Consider the following 18685-nt stretch of genomic DNA (forward strand, 5'->3'; position numbering starts at 1 on the left):
AAACAGGGATAACGGGTCTTTCGTCTTGCCCGCAACGCGCGGCCCCGGGGCTTTCCCGCATGAGGCGCCAGGCACCCCGTCCCCGGACGCAAAAAGCAGGCCTGCGCAGTACAGTGCCGCCGTGGACCGCCTCCAAAGCATTGAAACCTTCGTTCGCGTCGCGCAGACCCAGAGCTTTGCGGAAGCCGCGCGCCAGCTGCGGGTCGCCAATTCGGTGGTCACCACGCGCGTGAAGCAGCTCGAAGAGTTCCTCGGCGCGCCGCTGTTCCACCGCAGCACGCGGGTGGTCCGGCTCAGCGACATGGGCCAGGCGTTCCTGCGCGACTGCACCGAACTGGTCGGCCGCGCGAACGACATCGTCGACCAGATGCGCGATGCGCGCGGCACGCCCTCGGGCACGCTGCGCGTCCATGCGCTGACGGGCATGGTGCTCGGCCGATTCGCCACCTTGCTGCGCGAGTTCCAGACGAACTACCCCGACATCCACCTCGAACTGATCGTGAGCGATGCGGTGGCCGACCCGGTGAAAGCGGGCGTCGACTGCGCGCTGCAGATCTTTCCCGCAGCCTCGCAGGAGCTGGTGTCGCGCCCGCTCTTCCCGGTGCGTCGATTGCTCTGCGCCACGCCCGCCTACCTCGAAGCGCACGGCACGCCGGCCACGCCGCGCGAGCTGCACCGCCACAAGCTGGGCCTGTACTCGGGCTACCCCACGCGCGACCGCTGGACCTTCCATCACAACGGCGAACAGACCACCATCTATCTCGCCGCCGCGCTGCTGACCAACAGCGTGCACCTGCTGCGCGAATACGCGCTGGAGCACGCGGGCATCGTCTGCCTGCCGACACTGGTGGCGGGCGATGCGATTGCGCGCGGCGACCTGCGCGTGGTGCTGGCCGAGCACCAGCTCTCATCGTTCTCGCTCAGTGCTGTGTATGCGGGCACCTCGCGCAATGCGCTCAAGCTGCGGCTTTTCATCGAGCACATCGCCACGCGGTTCACGCGCGTGCCGCCTTGGGACGCCACGCTCATCGAGCGCGGAATGATCCCGGCGGAACTCATCGAATTCAGCCGATCGAGCGGATAAAGGCGAATGGAGAGGGCGGGTAAACCCGGCCGATTGTTCGGAGACTCCGAATAATCCTCTTCCAAACTGGTCCCTACCGGCGGGACGGCATGGCTCCTAGAGTTCGTCCATCCAAGGAGACGACACCATGACCGCCCCCGCTTCCACCGCCTACAAGACCCGCTTCGGATCGCTCAAGCATTTCGAGAAAGGCCACGTCGAGCCGATCGACGACGACGTGCGCCACTACGCGTTCTCCAACTGCTTCGAGATCGCGAGCAATAGCCAACCGTACGAGAAGGTCGTGTTCGGCCAGAACCAGATCTACGTGCTGGAAACGCTGCGCGCCGAAGGCACCTCGCCCTGGTTCACCTGCGCGCACGACGAGTTCGCGCTTGTGATGGACGGCGACGTCGAAGTGCACCTCGTGCAGCTCGACGCCAGCCAGACCGTCGCCGACACCGAGAAGAACGGCGCCGTGCTCGTGAAGGGCGAACCCCATGGCAAGAAGATGGGCTGGATGAAGCTCTCGCGCGGCCACCAGGGCCTGCTGCCGAAGAACACTGCCTACCAGTTCCGCACCGCCGGCGAGCCGGGCGTGATCGTCTTGCAGAGCTGCAAGGGCGATCTCTCGGTCGAGAAGTGGGCCGACATCTGCCAATCGCATTGAGAGGAAGGAACCGCACCATGAACGCACCCGCAGAACTCGCCCGCGTGATCGCATCGCAGCCCGATGCCACGCTCGGCTACAAGGACTTTTCGCTCGGCAGCTTCAGCTTTCGCCGCGACGAATATTTCGTGCACATCGGCTGGAAGACCCGCGACGGCCGCCCCATGAGCCACACGCTGGACGCCGGCAACTACCTGCGTGCATTGATGCGCGATGTGGCCTGGGGCTTCTTCTACGGCTGGGTCAATTTCGACGACGTGTTCGGCACCGTCAACCACTACGACTCGGTCGATCTCTACGCCGGCAGCTTCAACGGCACGATGAAGGACGCGGGCATCGACCTGCTCGAGAACTTTCCGACCGCGCAGATCCGCGCCACCTTCGAAGCCATGCTCGACGACTGGACCAATGAGGCCTTCGACCCCTTCAGCGCGCCGCAGGAAACCGGCTCGCCCTACGGACGCAAGAGCGGCAACAACACCGCCAAGATCACCCGGGCGCGCGAGCTCGCCAAGCGCTGCGTGGGCCTGAAGGGCGACCTCGACCTGCGCAGCGACGAACGCGGTGCGCCGATCAACCGCGCCTTCGCCGACGTGCCGCAAGGCGAGCCCGAACTGCACCCCGAACCCGGCTTCGAGAACGAGGTGCATGCCTTCAATCTCTTCGGCTTCTTGAGCCGCTCGCAGGTCACGTGGAACCCGAGCTTCACCTCGGTGGTCAAGCACAGCTACATGTGCCCGACGACCGAGGAGCACATCCTGCCGATCATCCACGGCAACGACCGCGTCGAGTGGTTCTTCCAGATGACCGACGAGATCCACTGGGACTGCGGGGACAAGAACACCGGCAAGCCCATGGCCCGCGTGATCATGAAGGCCGGCGACATGGCCGCCATGCCCGCGTACTGCCGGCACCAGGGCTTCAGCCCCAAGCGCTCGATGCTGCTGGTTTGGGAGAACGGCTCGCCCAGCCTGGTGTACGAGATCCAGAAGGGCGAAAGCCCGGAGATTCCGGTCCAGTTCTGACCGGTCTTTCTCTTCCTCCCGAACGCTCCCCATCCAACTCTCCCCTCGCGGGGAGGGAGAGGAAACTCATGCCTGCTTCTTTGTCCATTCGCCACCAGCTATTCATCGACGGCCGCTTCGTCGACGCCGAATCCGGCGAGACCCTCGCCACGCTCAACCCGCACGACAACACGCCCATCGTCGATGTCGCATTGGCCGGCAAGGCTGACGTCGACAAGGCCGTTGCCGCCGCCAAGCGCGCGTTTCCGAAATGGAGCCGCATGGCGGCCGCCGACCGCGGCCGCATCCTGCTGAAACTCGCCGACCTGATCGAAGCCAACGGCGAAGAACTCGCCCGCCTCGAATCGCTGGACACCGGCCACCCGATCCGCGACTCGCGCCGCCTCGACGTGCCGCGCACCGCCGCGTGCTTCCGCTACTTCGGCGGCATGGCCGACAAGTTCCAGGGCGAGACCATCCCGGTCGAAGAGGGCTTCCTCAACTACACGCTGCGCGAGCCCGTCGGCATCGTCGGCCAGGTGGTGCCATGGAACTTCCCGCTGATGTTCACCAGCTGGAAGATGGCGCCCGCGCTCGCGGCCGGCAACTGCATCGTGATGAAGCCGGCGGAGATCACGCCGCTCAGTTCGCTGCGCATCGCCGAGCTGATGGCCGAGGCGGGCCTGCCGGCCGGCGTGGTCAACATGCTGCCGGGCCTGGGGAGCGTCGCGGGCCAGTACATTGCCGAGCACCCGGAGATCGCGAAGATTGCCTTCACCGGCAGCACCGCGACCGGCCGGCGCATCGTGCAGGCCAGCGCGGGCAACCTCAAGAAGGTGCAGCTCGAACTCGGCGGCAAGGGCCCCAACATCGTGTTCGAAGACGCGAACCTGCAGGCCGCCGTCAACGGCAGCGCGTGGGCCATCTTCCACAACCAGGGGCAGGCCTGCATCGCGGGCTCTCGGCTGATGCTGCACGAGAAGATCGCCGATGCGTTCCTTGAGCAGTTCATTCGGCTCGCCAAATCCATCCGCCTCGGCAACCCGCTCGACGAGAACACCGAGATGGGCCCGCTCACGAGCGCGCAGCATCGCGAGCGCGTGCTGAGCTACGTCGAGGTTGCGCAAGGCGAGGGCGGCGAACTGCTCGCGGGCGGCAAGTCGCCCGGCGGCGATCTCGCGAAGGGCTGCTACGTCGAGCCCACCGTGATGCGCGCCAAGTCGTACAAGGACCGTGTCGCGCAGGAAGAAGTCTTCGGCCCCTTCGTCACCGTGCTCACCTTCAAGAGCGACGAAGAGGCGATGCAGATCGCCAACGGCACCGACTACGGCCTGGGCAGCGGCCTGTGGACCAACAACCTGCAGCGCGCCCACAAGGTGGCGCGCGACCTGCATGCCGGCATGGTGTGGATCAACAGCTACAAGCGCGTGAACCCCGGCTCGCCCTTCGGCGGCGTCGGCCAGAGCGGCTACGGCCGCGAGATGGGGTTCGATGCGATGCGCGAATACACGCAGGTGAAAAGCGTGTGGGTGAACGTCGACGCGCAGATACCGCCGCACTTCGCGCGCTGACCCCGGCCCCGCGGCAACCGCACATACAAAAGACGGAGACAACCATGACATTCAATCGCAGGCAATTCACGCAGGCCACCGCCGCACTCGTCGCCTCGGGCGCGGCACCGCTGGTGTTCGCGGCCGACACGCTCAAGATCGGCTACGTCTCGCCGCAGACCGGCCCGCTCGCGCCCTTCGGCGAGGCCGACAAATGGGTCATCGAGCAGATGAAGACTGCGTTCAAGGACGGCATCAGCGTCGGCGGCAAGAAGTACGCAGTGCAGATCGTGCTGAAGGACAGCCAGTCGAACCCCAACCGCGCGGGCGAAGTGGCGAACGACCTGATCCTCAAGGACAAGGTCGCGCTGGTGCTCACCGCAGGCACGCCCGAAACCGCCAACCCGGTGAGCGATGCCTGCGAGCTCAACGAGGTGCCCTGCATCTCCAGCGTGGTGCCGTGGCAGCCGTGGTTCTTCGGCCGCAAGGGCGATCCGGCCAAGGGCTTCGACTGGACGTACCACCTGTTCTGGGGCTTGGAAGACGTCATCGCCAACTACACCAACGGCTGGAAGACGCTCGCCACCAACAAGAAGGTCGGCGGCCTGTTCCCGAACGATGGCGACGGCAATGCGTGGGGCGACAAGGAGCTGGGCTTTCCCAAGCCGCTCGCGCAGATGGGCTTCACGCTCACCGACCCCGGCCGTTTCCAGAATGGCACGCAGGACTTCAGCGCGCAGATCGCGGCCTTCAAGAAAGAGGGCGTGGAGATCGTCACCGGCGTGGTGATTCCGCCCGATGCCAAGACCTTTCTCACGCAGGCGCGGCAGCAGGGCTTCAAGCCGAAGGTCATCACGCTGGGCAAGGCGCTCCTGTTCCCCGGTGCGATCGAAGCGCTCGGCGACCTGGGCGACGGCCTCTCGACCGAGGTGTGGTGGAGCCCGTCGCACCCGTTCACGTCGAGCCTCACGCAGCAGAGCGCGAAGGCATTGGCCGAGGCCTACGAAGCCGGCGCGAAGAAGCAGTGGACGCAGCCCATCGGGTTCGCGCATGCGCTGTTCGAAGTGGCGGCGAATGCACTGTCGCGTGCGAAGTCGCTCAAGGCCGGCGACGTGCGCGATGCGGTCGCATCGACCTCGATCGACTCCGTCGTCGGCCCGGTGAAGTGGGGCGGGCAGGGCCCATTCAAGAACGTGAGCAAGACACCGCTTGTGCTCGGCCAGTGGGGCAAGGGCAAGAAGTACAAGGTCGAGCTCACCATCGTGAACAACGAGTCGGCCAAGCGCATTCCGGCCGGCGGCACGCTGCGGCTGCTCTGACGCCATGGCGCTGCTGGCACTGCATGCCGTGAGTAAGGCGTATGGCGCGCTCAAGGTCACCGACGGCATTTCGCTCGCGGTGACCGAGGGCGAGACGCTGGGCATCCTCGGGCCGAACGGCGCGGGCAAGACCACGCTGTTCAACCTGATCTCGGGCGACGTGCGCGTCGATGCGGGGCGCGTGGAATACGCAGGCCGCGACGTGACGCGGCTCAAGCCGCACCAGCGCTGTCATGCGGGCATCGGCCGCAGCTACCAGGTGCCGCAGCCGTTCGGCAACATGAGCGTGTTCGAGAACCTCGTGACCGCTGCTTGCTTCGGCGGGCAGCAGACCGAGCGCGAGGCTTGGCGCACGGCCCATGAAGTGCTGGAGCAGACGGGCCTGATGGCGCATGCGAACAAGCCGGCAGGCGGCCTCACGCTGCTGGACCGCAAGCGCCTCGAACTCGCGCGCGCGTTGGCGACGAAGCCGCAGTTGCTGCTGCTCGACGAAATCGCGGGCGGGCTCACCGAGCCCGAGGCCGCGGTGCTGGTCGATGAGCTCAAGCGCATCAAGGCGCGCGGCGTGACGATGATCTGGATCGAGCACGTGGTGCATGCACTGCTGTCGCTCGCTGATCGGCTGTTCGTCATCAACTTCGGGCAGAAGCTGGCGGAGGGCGAGCCGCGCGCGGTGATGAACGATCCCGAGGTGCGGCGGGTGTACATGGGGATGGAAGCATGAGCGCGCCGCTGCTCACGACGCATGGCCTCAAGGCCTTCTACGGCGACGCCCAAGCCTTGTTCGGCATCGACTTCGCGCTCACTGCCGGCGAACTCGTCGCCATCATCGGCGCCAATGGCGCGGGCAAATCGACCTTCCTCAAGAGCCTCACCGGTCTCGTGCGAGCACCCCGCGAAGCGATCCACTTCAAGGGCGAACCCATCGGCGGATTGCCACCCGGCGAAATCGTCCGCCGCGGCCTCGCCATGGTCCCCGAAGGCCGCCGCCTCTTCCCCAGCCTCAGCGTCGAAGAGAACCTGCTCATGGGCGCCACCGCGAACCGCAAGGGTCCGTGGCACCTGAAGCGCCTCTACACGCTGTTCCCCATCCTTGCCGAGAAGCGCCACCAGCCCGGCACCTCGCTCTCGGGCGGCCAGCAGCAGATGGTTGCGCTCGGCCGCGCGCTCATGAGCAACCCCGAGGTGCTGCTGTGCGACGAGCTCTCGCTCGGCCTCGCGCCCATCGTCAATCGCGAGATCTACGCGGCTATGCCCGCCATCACCGGCGAGGGCATGACGGTGGTGATCGTCGAGCAAGACGTGACGATGGCGCGCCAGGTCTCGCAGCGCATCTACTGCTTCCAGGAGGGCCGCGTGTCGCTCGAAGGAAAGTCCGCCGACCTCACGCGCGAACAGATCTCGCAGGCTTACTTCGGCATGGAGGCGACCCATGCTTGAAACCCTCGTTCAGGGCGTGCTGCTCGGCGGCCTCTACACGCTGTTCGCGCTCGGCCAGTCGCTGATGTTCGGCGTCATGCGGCTCACGAACACGGCGCAGGGCGACTTCATCATCCTCGGCGCGTTCGCCGTCATCGCGGGCGTGTCGCTCGCGGGCGATGCGATGCCGTGGCTCGTCGCGCTCGCGGTGCTGCCCATCGCCTTCGCGTTCGGCTATGCGCTGCAGCGCTACGTGCTCAACGGCACGCTGGGCAAGGACCCGCTGCCTTCGCTCGTCGTCACCTTCGGCCTGTCGATCGTCATCCAGAACCTGCTGCTTGAGTTGTTCTCGGCCGATCCGCGCGCCATCGAGACGAACGGGCTCAACACGCAGGGCGTCGCGCTCGGCGATTCGCTCTCGCTCGGCGTGCTGCCATTGATCGTGCTGACCATCGCGGTCGTCGCGACCGGCGCTCTGCAATGGCTCTTCGCGCACACCGCGCTCGGCCGGTCGTTCCGCGCCGTGTCCGACGACCGCGAGATCGCCGAGCTCATGGGCCTCGATGCGAAAAAGGTCTACGCCTTCGCGACCGCCATCGCCTTCGTGCTGATCGCCATCGCGGGCGCCCTGCAGGGCATGCGCACGACGGTGTCGCCATCGGACGGCCCGCTGCTGCTGCTCTTCGCCTTCGAGGCCGTGATCATCGGCGGCATGGGCTCGTTCTGGGGCACGCTGGCGGGCGCGATGATCCTGGGCATCACGCAGCAGATCGGCTTCCGGCTCGACCCGGGCTGGGGCATCTGGTTCGGGCACATCGTGTTCCTGGTCGTGCTGGTGCTGCGGCCGCAGGGGCTGTTTCCAAAGACACGTGGATGACGAACATGCCTCCTACCCTCATTGCCGTCGAGCGCGCCACCGCTGCGAGCCGCACGGCGCTCTTCGTCGGCATCGCACTCGTGCTCATCGCCGCGAGCCTTCCGTTCTGGGGCGAGTCGAGCTGGATGCGCGAGTTTGTCGAGATTGCCTGCTACTTCATCTTCGCAATGATGTGGAACCTGCTCGCGGGCTACGGCGGCATGGTGAGCATCGGGCAGCAGGCCTTCTTCGGCTTCGGCGGCTACGTGATGCTGATGCTCGGCAACTTCGCGGGCGTCAATCCGTTCGTGGCGATTCCGCTGGGCGCGCTGGCCGCGGGGCTTGTCGCGATCCCGGTGTCGTTCGTCGCGTTCCGCTTGTCGGGCGGCTACTTCGCGATCGGCACCTGGGTGATCGCCGAGGTGTTCCGGCTGAGCTTCGCCAACGTGTCGGCGGTCGGCGGCGGCTCGGGCACCACGCTCACCGCGCTGCGCGGCATCGAGAAGGCGACGCGCGAGCGCACCACCTACTGGATGGCGCTGGCCTGCGTGGTCGCGGCCATCGCGCTGGTCTATCTGTTCCTGCGCAGCAAGCGCGGGCTTGCGCTGCTGGCGATTCGCGACAACGAAGTGGCGGCCGAGTCGCAGGGCATTCCGGTGGCACGCATGAAGCTCGCGGTGTACGTGGTCGCGGCCTTCGGTGCGGGGCTCGCGGGCGCGCTCTACTTCGTGGGCAACCTGCGCATCAGCCCCGATGCGGCCTTCAGCGTCAACTGGACCGCCTTCGCGATCTTCATGGTGGTCATCGGCGGCATCGGGCGCATCGAAGGACCGCTGATGGGCGCGCTCATCTTCTGGGCGCTCAACAAGTTCCTGAGCGACTACGGCACCTGGTACTTGCTCGGGCTCGGACTGCTCGCGATCCTCGTCACGCTGTTCTTCAAGCAGGGGCTGTGGGGCTACGCGCAACAGCGCTGGGGCTGGTCGCTTTTTCCGACGCAACGCAGGCTGCTGCGTGCGCCGGCCGCGGCTATTTCTTCGCGGGGTTGATGGTGTATTCGATCTTCGTGCGGTCCTTGTAGGGATCGTTGTCGAAGAACTTCTTCTCGTGCGAGATGCGGATTTCGTAGCCGTCGCGCACGCCCTCGAGCGACGCCGCGCTGTCGGTGGTCACCGGGGCGAGCGTGGGCTTGTAGAAGGCCGCGACCGTCTTGAAGTCGTCGGTGCTGAAGGCCTTGACCGCCGCGCTCGTCACGCGGCCCGCGCCGTCGGTGTCGACGCTCACGTCGGTCATCGCGGTGTTCGGCGGCACCGCGACCAGCGCCGCCAGCGCGTGCGGCAGTTCCTTGGCGCCGCTTTTTTCCTGGATGCGGTAGTGCAGCCCGCCCTTGTCGTTGGGCTCGCCCTTGGCGGCGGCCGAGGATTCCATGCTGCTCACGACCCAGGCCGAGATGAGCAGGATCGGCGTCGCAATGGCGCCCACGTACAACAGAAAACGAAGGCGTTCCTTGGTATGGAAAAACTCGATCATCGGTGCTGAATCTCCCTCTGGCTGCCTCGCGGCGGCGCCCTGTGCGACGCGCGGGCGGGCCATCCTAATGGCCCCGCGCGGACGGACTTTGGACTTGCGCGGTACAGCATGATCCGGTAACGTTTGAAACAATGTGGTGACATTTCATCACTTCTTTCATCGCTCTGGAGTCTCCCTTGACGATCACCAAACGCCGCCTGCTGGAAGGCGGCGCCGCGGCTTTTGCCACCTCGCTCTTCGCGCCCGGCGCGTGGTCCCAGCCGAAGCCGGCGGCCGCCGAAGCCGCATGGCCCACCAAGCCCGTGCGCATCCTCGTGGGCTTTCCCGCCGGCGCCTCGCCGGACCTCGCGGCCCGCGCCATTGCCGAGCCGCTCGCGAAGATCCTTCGCCAGCCGGTCACGGTCGAGAACAAGCCCGGGTCCAGCGGCAACCTCGTGGCCGACCAGGTGGCCAAGGCGACCGACGACCACACCATCGGCGCGCTGATCAACGGCAACCTCACCATCGCGAAACTGCTGAACCCCGCGATCCCGTTCGATCCTGAAAAAGACTTCGCGCCCGTCGGCATGGTCGGCACCGCGCCGCTGGTGCTCGCGGTGTCGGGCAACGCCCCCGGCAAGACGCCCGCCGACCTGCTGCTGTGGGCGCGCAACCTGGGCACCGGCGGCAAGTACGGCACGCCCGGCGTGGGCACGGTGGGGCACCTGGGCATGGAGCTTCTGAAGAGCCGCGCCGCCATCACCGCGCAGCACAAGCCCTACACCGGCAACCCGCAGGTGATCGCCGGCCTGCTCGGCGGCGAGATCCAGCTGGCCCTGTTGCCGCCCGGCCTGGCGCTGCCGCATCTGAAGTCGGGCAAGCTGAAGGCGATCGGCGTCACCTCGCCCGAACGCAGCCCGCTCGCGAGCGAACTTCCCACCATCCGCGATGCCGACGTGCGCGGCGCCGACCTCGAAATCTGGACCGCGCTGGCCGCGCCCGCGGGCATGAACAAGAACGCGGTGGCCCGGCTGAGTGCGGCGCTGTCCGAAGTGACCAGCATGCCCGACGTGGCGCAGGCGCTGCTCAAGACCGGCTGGCAGGCGCAGCCCGGCACGCCCGAGGCGCTGGCCCGCCGCATGCGCGCGGACACGGCGCGGCTGGGCGGCGTGATCATCATGAAGGGCATCCACTCCGAGGCTTGATGCCTTGTTCCCTCTCCCTCTGGGAGAGGGCTAGGGTGAGGGCACGACGGCCTCAACCTGAGGCCGGCCTCATAGCACCTAGAGCAGCCGCGACACCTGCTTCGCCGCATCGATCAGCGCCGGCAGCATCGTCTCCTGCATCACCTTCGCGCTGGTGCGGTTCGCCTGCCCGCTGATGTTGAGCGCGGCCACCATCTGGCCCTGCTTGTTGACGATGGGGGCGGCCACCGAGATGAGGCCTTCTTCGAGCTCCTGGTTCACCAGGCACCACTGCTGTTTGCGCGCCTGCGCCACCTTGGCCATGAGCGCATCGATGTCGGTCACCGTGTGCTTGGTGAGCGCTTCGATGTTCGAGGCTTCGAGCCGCGCGCGCACCTCGTCGTCTTCAAGGTCGGCCAGCAGCAGCCGGCCGAGCGACGTGCAGTAGGCCGGCAGCCGCGAGCCCACGCCCAGGCTGATGTGCATGATCTTCTTGGTCGGCACGCGCAGCACGTAAACGATGTCGGTCGCATCGAGCACCGCGGCCGAGCACGACTCCTGCACCTCTTGCACCAGCGCCTCCATCACCGGCTCGGCGCGGTTCCAGATCGGCATCGACGAGAGATACGCGAACCCGAGGTCGAGGATGCGCGGCGTGAGCGTGAAGAGCTTGCCGTCGGTCACCACATAGCCCAGCGCCTGCAGCGTGAGCAGGATGCGCCGCGCCCCCGCCCGCGTGAGGCCGCTGACCGCGGCGACCTCGCTCAGCGTCTGGCGCGGCGCGCTCTCGCTGAACGAGCGGATCACCTGCAGGCCGCGCGCGAACGACTGCACATAGCTGTCGCCGGGGGCGGGTGTTTCGGTGTTATTGGTCTTGGGGGGCTGGGTTGCCATGGTGAGCGATCCTCTCTAGAATTCATTATACGAACAAATGTTCTGTATACGAACATTTCGAGTCGTCCGTTTCTCGATCTACTTTCGATCCCATTTCGATTCACCCGGAGACAAGCTTCATGATCAACAAGATCGCGCGCTCGGTCGCCGATGCCCTCGCGGGCATCCAAGACGGCGCCACGGTTCTCATCGGCGGCTTCGGCACCGCCGGCATTCCCGGCGAGCTCATCGACGGCCTCGTCGAGCAGGGCGCCAAGGACCTCACCGTCGTCAACAACAACGCCGGCAACGGCGACACCGGCCTCGCGGCGCTGCTCAAGGCCGGCCGCGTGCGCAAGATCATCTGCAGCTTTCCGCGCCAGGCCGACAGCCAGGTGTTCGACGGGCTCTACCGCAGCGGCAAGCTCGAACTCGAACTCGTGCCGCAGGGCAATCTGGCCGAGCGCATCCGCGCCGCGGGCGCTGGCATCGGCGCCTTCTTCTGCCCGACCGGCTACGGCACGCAGCTCGCGGGCAACCGCGAAACCCGCGAGATCAATGGCAAGCAGTACGTGCTGGAGTACCCCATCCACGGCGACGTGGCGCTCATCAAGGCCGAGCGCGGCGACCGCTGGGGCAACCTGGTCTATCGCAAGGCCGCACGCAACTTCGGCCCGGTGATGGCCATGGCTTCTAAGAAGACCATTGCCACCGTGCACGACGTCGCCGAGCTCGGCACCCTCGACCCCGAGACCGTCGTGACCCCGGGCATCTTCGTGCACCAGGTGGTGCGCATCGAACGCGTCGCCACCCAGGCCGGCGGCTTCAAGAAGGCAGCATGAACATGGCATACACACGTCGCACCAAAGACCAGTTGGCAGCCCGCGTCGCGCAAGACATTTTCGACGGCGCCGTCGTCAACCTCGGCATCGGCCAGCCCACGCTCGTGGCCAACCACTTGCCTGCTGGCCGCGAGGTCATCCTGCAAAGCGAGAACGGCATCCTCGGCATGGGCCCCGCGCCCGAGGCCGGCGAGGAAGACTACGACCTCATCAACGCCGGCAAGCAACCCGTCACGCTGCTGCCGGGCGGCTCGTTCTTTCACCATGCCGACAGCTTCGCGATGATGCGCGGCGGCCACCTCGACATCTGCGTGCTCGGCGCGTTCCAGGTGTCGGCCACCGGCGATCTCGCCAACTGGCACACCGGCGAGAAAGACGCCATTCCCGCCGTCGGCGGCGCGATGGATCTGGCCATCGGCGCCAAGCAGACCTGGGTGATGATGGATCTGCTCACCAAGCAGGGCACGAGCAAGCTGGTGCAGGAATGCACTTATCCGCTGACCGGCATCGGCTGCGTCAAGCGCGTGTACTCCGACCTCGCCACGCTCGAATGCACGCCGCAAGGTTTGAAGCTCGTCGACCTCGTCGAAGGGCTCACCCGCGAAGAACTCGAGAAGCTCGTCGGCCTGCCGATCGCAGCCTGATCCATTCCATTCATTCAGAGACAACAGACATGACCAACCACGCCTTCATCTGCGACGCCGTTCGCACCCCCTTCGGCCGCTACGGCGGCTCGCTCAGCAGCGTGCGCACCGACGACTTGGGCGCAGTGCCCCTGCGCGCGCTGATGGAACGCAACAAGAACGTCGACTGGCAAGCCGTGAGCGACGTGCTCTACGGCTGCGCCAACCAGGCCGGCGAAGACAACCGCAACGTCGCGCGCATGTCGGCGCTGCTCGCGGGCCTGCCGCTGGAAATCGGCGGCGGCACCATCAACCGCCTGTGCGGTTCGGGCCTCGATGCCGTGGGCACCGCAGCCCGCGCCATCCGCGCCGGTGAAGCCGGCCTCATGATCGCCGGTGGCGTCGAGAGCATGAGCCGCGCCCCCTTCGTCATGCCCAAGGCCGAGAGCGCCTTCAGCCGCAACAACGCGGTGTACGACACCACCATCGGCTGGCGCTTCGTCAACAAGCTCATGAAGGCGCAGTACGGCGTCGACTCCATGCCCGAGACGGCCGAGAACGTCGCCACCGACTACAAGATCGAGCGCGAAGCGCAAGACCTGATGGCGCTCAACTCGCAGCTGCGCGCCGTGGCCTCGCAGAAGTCCGGCTTCTTCGACGCCGAGATCGTGCCCGTGAGCGTGCCCCAGAAAAAGGGCGACGCGCTCATCGTCAACAAGGACGAGCATCCGCGTGACACCACGCTGGAGGCGCTGGCCAAGCTCAAGCCCATCGTGCGCCCCGACGGCACCGTGACCGCTGGCAACGCCAGCGGCGTGAACGACGGCGCCTGCGCGCTGCTGCTGGCAGACGAAGCCAGCGCCGCGAAGCATGGCTTGACGCCCCGCGCCCGCGTGGTCGGCATGGCCACCGCCGGCGTTGCGCCGCGCGTGATGGGCATCGGCCCCGCGCCCGCCACGCAGAAGGTGCTGGCACTCACCGGCCTCACCATCGACCAGATCGACGTCATCGAACTCAACGAAGCCTTCGCCGCGCAAGGCCTCGCCGTGCTGCGCCTCCTGGGCCTGAAGGACGACGACGCGCGCGTGAACATCAACGGCGGCGCCATCGCGCTCGGCCATCCGCTCGGCGCGAGCGGCGCACGCCTGGCCACCACCGCGGTGAACCAGCTGCACAAGGGCGGCGGCCGCTACGCGCTGTGCACCATGTGCATCGGCGTGGGGCAGGGCATTGCCGTGATCCTGGAACGCGTCTGAGATGAGCCTCGCGCGACGCGAGCTGCTGCTGGGCCTGCTCGCCGCGGCGGGCTTGCCCGCGCATGCGCAGCAGCAGCAGCATCAGAGCGATGCGGCCAGGCCCATCCGCATCGTCGTGCCCTTTGCGGCCGGCGGCGGCAACGACGTGTTCGCGCGCCAGATGGCCAAGGGCCTCGGCGAGCTGCGCAAGTCCGGCGTCATCGTCGACAACAAGCCCGGCGCGGGCGGCAACCTCGGCACCGAGCAGGTCGTGCGCAGCGCGCCCGACGGCAGCACGCTCCTGCTCGGCCACACGGGCACCGTGTCGATCAACCCCGCGCTCTACAAGGGCCTGAAGTTCGATGCGCGCAAAGACCTCGTGCCTGTCGCGATGTTCGCGTCATCGGCGCTCGTGCTCGTGGTGCCCGCCGCATCGAAGGTGCGCAGCGTGGCCGACCTCGTGGCCGAAGCCAAGGCGCGGCCGGGCCTGCTCGACTACGCATCGAGCGGCAGCGGCACCGGCGGCCACCTGACCGGCGAACTCTTCGCGCAGCGCACCGGCACCCGGCTCAATCACATTCCCTACAAGGGCACCAACCCCGCGCTCACCGACCTGGCGGGCGGGCAGGTGCAGATGATGTTCAGCGTCATCCCGCCCGCGCTCGCGCTGGTGAAGAGCGGACGGCTGCGCGCCATTGCCGTCACCGGCGACAAGCGGCTGCCCACGCTGCCCGACGTGCCCACCGTCGCCGAATCGGGCCTGCGCGAACTCGCGGGTTTTGAAAGCACGCTTACCTACGGCCTCCTCGCGCCGCGCGGCACGCCCGATGCGGTCGTGAAGGAGCTGGCGGCGCAGATGCTCAAGGTGGCGGGGGACAAGGAATTCCAGTCGCGCCTCGACGTGGAAGGCGCCGTGCCCTTGCTCGGCGGCCCCGCCGAGTACGCGGCGCTCATCTCGCGGGAGAGCGAGAAGTGGGCGGCGATCGTCAAGAGCTCGGGCGCGACGGCGCAGTAGCAGCAAGCAGCAGCAGTCACGCAGTCACCGCGCAGCCCGCATCGCACGGGCAGAGAACAAGTTTCAAACCAAGAGAACCGAAAGAAGAGGATCAGAGAGATGAAGAACACGAACACAACGCGTCGCGCCATCGGCGTGGCCGCAGCACTCGCGCTCGCCACGGCAGCGCTGGCACCCGCCACCGCATCGGCTCAGGCCGCCTTCCCCACCAAGCCCGTGCGCATCATCACGCCGTTCCCGGTCGGCGGCGGCCCCGACGGCGTGGCCCGCCTCGTGGCCGACAAGCTCTCGCGCGCGTGGGGCCAGCCGGTGGTGGTCGAGAACCGCCCGGGTGGCAACGGCTTCATCGCCATCGACGCCTTCAAGCGCGGCGCCAAAGACGGCCACGACATCATCGTTCTGGACAACGTGCACCTGGCCGCGTACCCGGCGCTCTTCAAGAAGCTGCCCTACGACAGCGCCAAGGACTTCGACACGCTGCTGCCGCTCTTCAAGACGTATTTCTTCTTCACCGTTGCCACCAACAGCAAGTACAAGACCGTGGGCGACCTCATCGCCGACGCCAAGGCCAACCCCGGCAAGCTCGACTACGGCTCATGGTCGGTCGGCAACCCGGTGCACCTGGGCTCGGAGCTCTTCGAGTCGGCCACCGGCACGCAGATGGAGCACATCATCTACAAGGAAACCACGCAGCTCTACACCTCGGTGGCCACGGGCGAACTGGCCTTTGCCCTCGGCAGCAGCGCCACCGCCGGCCCGCTGCAGCGCGCGAACAAGCTGCGCTTTCTGGCTGTGGCCGCGCCCCAGCGCAACGCCGCTTTCCCCGACGTGCCGACCGTCGCCGAATCGGGCGGCCCCAAGGGCTTCGAGGTGATCGGCTGGAACGCGATTGCCGTGCCCAAGGGCCTGCCCGCTTCGGTGACCGAGAAGATCAAGCGCGACATCGAGAAGGGGCTGGCGGAACCCGATGTGCTGGAGAAGTTCAAGAGCTTCGGCTATGAGCCGTTTCCGACGACGCGGCCGCAGTTTGATCAGTTTGTGGCGAGTGAGACGCAGCGGTTTGGGGATGTGATTAAGAAGGCGAATGTTTCGTTGGATTGATTGGAGACGAGTAGCTTTGAAGGGCACGCCGTCCGCTTAAACGCGACGGCGTGCGCGGATTAACTGGTCGCCACTCGGGCGGGCGTTATCGAGCAACAACGGTGCGCGCTGACCATTTAAACCGGTGAAGTCAAAACGAAAATCCGTACTTCCTTTTTCAGCTAGTAAATCGCCGAATTCGATGTAGATGTTCGAGAAATTATTTTAGAACGTGATAGGTGCGCGTTAACTCAGACAGCATTAGCAATGGAAGCCTTTCCATTGCATGGGCACATAGCTCCTCAATTGCAAGTGCAAGCGCCGAATTCATTTCAACATGCCGAAGCCAAATGTCTGGGTAGTATCGGGAAAAATTGCCGCATATATGAAGGGCAATGTAGAGATTGCCAAACTCATTAACCGGTGTTTTTGTGCAGGAAAAATTTACTCTTTCTTGATTAAGGGTGATTGCCGATGGGAAATGAAAATCCCCGACTTTTTCGACATCATTGATGATGATCGAGTAGCCATTGGGATATTCGATTACCGTCAAATCGTTGATGGCGCTTGATCGAAATTTGACGAGCGCTCCAAAAGAGTCAATTAAATCCTGGGAATGAGGGTGCACGGTTAGCGTAGTTTGATATCGGTCATCAAGTGATCGATTAGAGTTCATTGTCGCCCGAACCATTTCGACGCGCATACCGTTGGCTTCAAGCACATCTGCCATATATGGCAAGTCAACTAGACAGTCTTTTAGAGTTATTCCTTTTTTTGGAATTACTGCAAACGGTTGATCTATGGCGCCCATTAGGATTCCGAAGCCATTAACCGAACCATTTATCGTTGCTCTCGTTTGCCTGCCTGCGATCGGGTATTCCCGGGCCGAGCGTCTCCAAACCTCAAAGGTTCCACGAGGGTTGGCATTTCCGTCAGTTTGAATTTTGGCAACCATGCTGACCAGTGCGTCGGCCAAATTGTCATTTGGCTTTGGAGCGTTCGCAACATTCAAGGTTAGTCCATGGGCAGGATGTTCCTGCCGCAGTCGCTCCAATCGGCTGTCAGCAGTTTGCTTTAACAAAATTTCTGCTAGCGCCATAGACATAACGCCGTAATACAAAAGCACAGGACGCGTAGCCAGCGTCACATTTTGAGCCGCCCTGAAGTACTCGCGAGCTTGCATCAAGCAATGCTTAATCTCCTCAGCTTGCCGCTTTACATTGAGTGCTTGCTTTGCAGGAGGTTGATGCAAATTCTGAATGATGCTGGCGGTAAATTCAGAGTTTAAAAACTTTGCCAACCTGTTCCAACAGTACGCTTCGACGTCCAAATGCTCAATTATTTTCGCTGAATTCAATATCATTTTTTTCTTTGATGATGGCGCGCTGTTAGCTTTTTGGAGGAGTAGTTGAAACGAGGCGTTTGAAACAAAAATACAAATCAATACCTAAAACATCGATTTTTCTATGAATCTTGAAAGATTCAAAACCGCCCGTCTTCTCGAAAACTCCCATATGCCCCATCCCCAATGATGATGAAGTCCTGCAGCGGCACCCCCAGCAATTTCCCCACTTCAACAAGCCGAGCCGCAATTGCAATATCCGCTTGAGACGGCTTGCAGGTCCCCGACGGATGGTTGTGCACCACGATCAATGAACTGGCCCTCGCAAGGATCGCGTTCCGGTATATCTCCGCGGGGTCCATCAGCGTCTGCGTCCCCGTCCCAATCGCAGCAAGCTCCCAAGAAAGAATCTCCAACTGCGGATTCAAATGCAGCACGACGACCTTCTCCTTGGTCTCGTCCTGCATGTCCTTGAACAGCGCGAACACCTGTCCGGGGCTCTCGACCGGTTTGTTCAGCAGGTCGTCGTCCACGCGCTTCCGCGTGAACGTGACCTTGAGTTCTTTCAGGTAAGCCATCTTGAGTTCCTCCGGGGAGCGGTGTCCGCATATTGATAGTGCGGAAGATTGTGATGCACGCACCTCGAAACCAAGCGCGCTGAGCCTCCCGGTCTCTACCGCCTTTGGTGTGTTCGAGGATGCGTTGAACGAGGACCAGAAGACTTCTCTCAACAACGTTGAGAAAGGCAGGTCGCCCGCCCGGCACCTTCCATTGAAGTCGGCCTTGTCCGCAACAGGCAGTCGTACAGCGAGCCGCCCGGCTCGCCCCCTCCGCGAACACCTTCTCCTCGCGCATCACGCGCGAAGCATCTGTTACTTCCCGACGCTCTGAATAGGTACCCCAACTACCGCACGTCCAAGCCGACGCAAGGAGGCCTCGCGTCTCACAAATCCGGCCCATCCGGGGTACTTCCGCCGGGGTATATGCGTAACCGCAACGCGTACTTACATTTTTGATTCGCAAATGCGAAATCCACGGCGCGCGGAGGGGGAGCAAGGCGATTGCTGCTGCATCTGGGTGCCAACCCGATCGATCAAACCA

Annotated in this window: 19 protein-coding genes; 15 read left to right on the top strand and 4 right to left on the bottom strand. The window is 64.8% G+C overall.

Features of this window, described 5'->3' with window-relative positions:
* The first annotated feature begins 121 nt into the window (after positions 1–121).
* From QFZ83_RS01575 to QFZ83_RS01615, 9 genes are all read left to right on the top strand, one after another.
* Positions 122–1084 (top strand): LysR family transcriptional regulator, encoded by a 963-nt coding sequence (locus QFZ83_RS01575; protein ID WP_176659138.1) that lies wholly within the window; start codon positions 122–124, stop codon positions 1082–1084.
* Between the two features lie 127 nt (positions 1085–1211).
* Positions 1212–1733 (top strand): hydroxyquinol 1,2-dioxygenase, encoded by a 522-nt coding sequence (locus QFZ83_RS01580; RefSeq protein WP_307501811.1) that lies wholly within the window; start codon positions 1212–1214, stop codon positions 1731–1733.
* Positions 1734–1750: 17 nt separating this feature from the next.
* On the top strand, positions 1751–2758 hold the full coding sequence (locus tag QFZ83_RS01585; protein ID WP_307501814.1) for a hydroxyquinol 1,2-dioxygenase: 1008 nt from the start codon (positions 1751–1753) through the stop codon (positions 2756–2758).
* An 86-nt stretch (positions 2759–2844) separates the two neighbouring features.
* Positions 2845–4308, top strand: a complete 1464-nt coding sequence (locus tag QFZ83_RS01590) for an aldehyde dehydrogenase family protein (RefSeq protein ID WP_307512610.1) — start codon at positions 2845–2847, stop codon at positions 4306–4308.
* 44 nt (positions 4309–4352) lie between these two features.
* On the top strand, positions 4353–5606 hold the full coding sequence (locus QFZ83_RS01595; RefSeq protein ID WP_307501818.1) for an ABC transporter substrate-binding protein: 1254 nt from the start codon (positions 4353–4355) through the stop codon (positions 5604–5606).
* 4 nt (positions 5607–5610) lie between these two features.
* Positions 5611–6330, top strand: coding sequence for an ABC transporter ATP-binding protein (locus QFZ83_RS01600; RefSeq protein WP_307501821.1), 720 nt, complete (start codon positions 5611–5613; stop codon positions 6328–6330).
* On the top strand, positions 6327–7046 hold the full coding sequence (locus tag QFZ83_RS01605) for an ABC transporter ATP-binding protein (RefSeq protein ID WP_307501824.1): 720 nt from the start codon (positions 6327–6329) through the stop codon (positions 7044–7046). Before QFZ83_RS01600 ends, QFZ83_RS01605 begins: the two co-directional genes overlap by 4 nt.
* Entirely contained in the window at positions 7039–7902 is an 864-nt protein-coding gene (locus QFZ83_RS01610; RefSeq protein ID WP_307501826.1) for a branched-chain amino acid ABC transporter permease, read from the top strand. The genes QFZ83_RS01605 and QFZ83_RS01610 overlap by 8 nt, the downstream gene beginning before the upstream one ends.
* Positions 7903–7907: 5 nt before the next feature.
* The gene (locus tag QFZ83_RS01615) at positions 7908–8930 is read left to right on the top strand and encodes a branched-chain amino acid ABC transporter permease (RefSeq protein ID WP_307501829.1); all 1023 of its coding nucleotides are present in this window, start codon (positions 7908–7910) and stop codon (positions 8928–8930) included.
* Here the strand turns inward: QFZ83_RS01615 and QFZ83_RS01620 are convergent.
* Complete coding sequence (locus tag QFZ83_RS01620; protein WP_307501832.1) at positions 8911–9411, bottom strand: hypothetical protein; 501 nt, start codon at positions 9409–9411, stop codon at positions 8911–8913. The genes QFZ83_RS01615 and QFZ83_RS01620 overlap by 20 nt on opposite strands.
* Before the next feature lie 176 nt (positions 9412–9587).
* Here QFZ83_RS01620 and QFZ83_RS01625 point away from each other — a divergent pair, with 176 nt between their 5' ends.
* Positions 9588–10595: a tripartite tricarboxylate transporter substrate binding protein gene (locus tag QFZ83_RS01625; protein WP_306882677.1), complete on the top strand. Its 1008-nt coding sequence runs from the start codon at positions 9588–9590 to the stop codon at positions 10593–10595.
* A gap of 78 nt (positions 10596–10673) precedes the next feature.
* Here the strand turns inward: QFZ83_RS01625 and QFZ83_RS01630 are convergent, their stop codons facing one another.
* Complete coding sequence (locus QFZ83_RS01630) at positions 10674–11468, bottom strand: IclR family transcriptional regulator C-terminal domain-containing protein (protein WP_306882678.1); 795 nt, start codon at positions 11466–11468, stop codon at positions 10674–10676.
* Positions 11469–11587: 119 nt separating this feature from the next.
* Between QFZ83_RS01630 and QFZ83_RS01635 the strand changes: the two genes are divergently transcribed.
* The 5 genes from QFZ83_RS01635 (at position 11588) to QFZ83_RS01655 (ending at position 16263) form a co-directional block, all read left to right on the top strand.
* Positions 11588–12289, top strand: coding sequence for a 3-oxoacid CoA-transferase subunit A (locus tag QFZ83_RS01635; RefSeq protein ID WP_307501835.1), 702 nt, complete (start codon positions 11588–11590; stop codon positions 12287–12289).
* Between the two features lie 2 nt (positions 12290–12291).
* A complete protein-coding gene (locus QFZ83_RS01640; protein WP_306882680.1) occupies positions 12292–12933 on the top strand; it encodes a 3-oxoacid CoA-transferase subunit B in 642 nt (213 codons plus the stop codon).
* Positions 12934–12962: 29 nt separating this feature from the next.
* On the top strand, positions 12963–14168 hold the full coding sequence (pcaF, locus tag QFZ83_RS01645) for a 3-oxoadipyl-CoA thiolase (protein WP_307501838.1): 1206 nt from the start codon (positions 12963–12965) through the stop codon (positions 14166–14168).
* Position 14169: 1 nt separating this feature from the next.
* Entirely contained in the window at positions 14170–15162 is a 993-nt protein-coding gene (locus QFZ83_RS01650; RefSeq protein WP_307501841.1) for a tripartite tricarboxylate transporter substrate binding protein, read from the top strand.
* Between the two features lie 99 nt (positions 15163–15261).
* Positions 15262–16263 carry a tripartite tricarboxylate transporter substrate binding protein gene (locus QFZ83_RS01655; RefSeq protein WP_176659153.1) on the top strand — a complete coding sequence of 334 codons (1002 nt, stop codon included), beginning with the start codon at positions 15262–15264 and terminating at the stop codon, positions 16261–16263.
* Positions 16264–16462: 199 nt separating this feature from the next.
* Here the strand turns inward: QFZ83_RS01655 and QFZ83_RS01660 are convergent, their stop codons facing one another.
* Positions 16463–17599: a YaaC family protein gene (locus QFZ83_RS01660; RefSeq protein WP_307501846.1), complete on the bottom strand. Its 1137-nt coding sequence runs from the start codon at positions 17597–17599 to the stop codon at positions 16463–16465.
* Positions 17600–17724: 125 nt separating this feature from the next.
* On the bottom strand, positions 17725–18162 hold the full coding sequence (locus QFZ83_RS01665; protein WP_307501849.1) for a JAB domain-containing protein: 438 nt from the start codon (positions 18160–18162) through the stop codon (positions 17725–17727).
* Between the last annotated feature and the right edge of the window lie 523 nt (positions 18163–18685).

The organism is Variovorax sp. W1I1 (assembly GCF_030815625.1).
In the GTDB taxonomy this organism is placed as follows: Bacteria; Pseudomonadota; Gammaproteobacteria; order Burkholderiales; family Burkholderiaceae_C; genus Variovorax; species Variovorax paradoxus_C.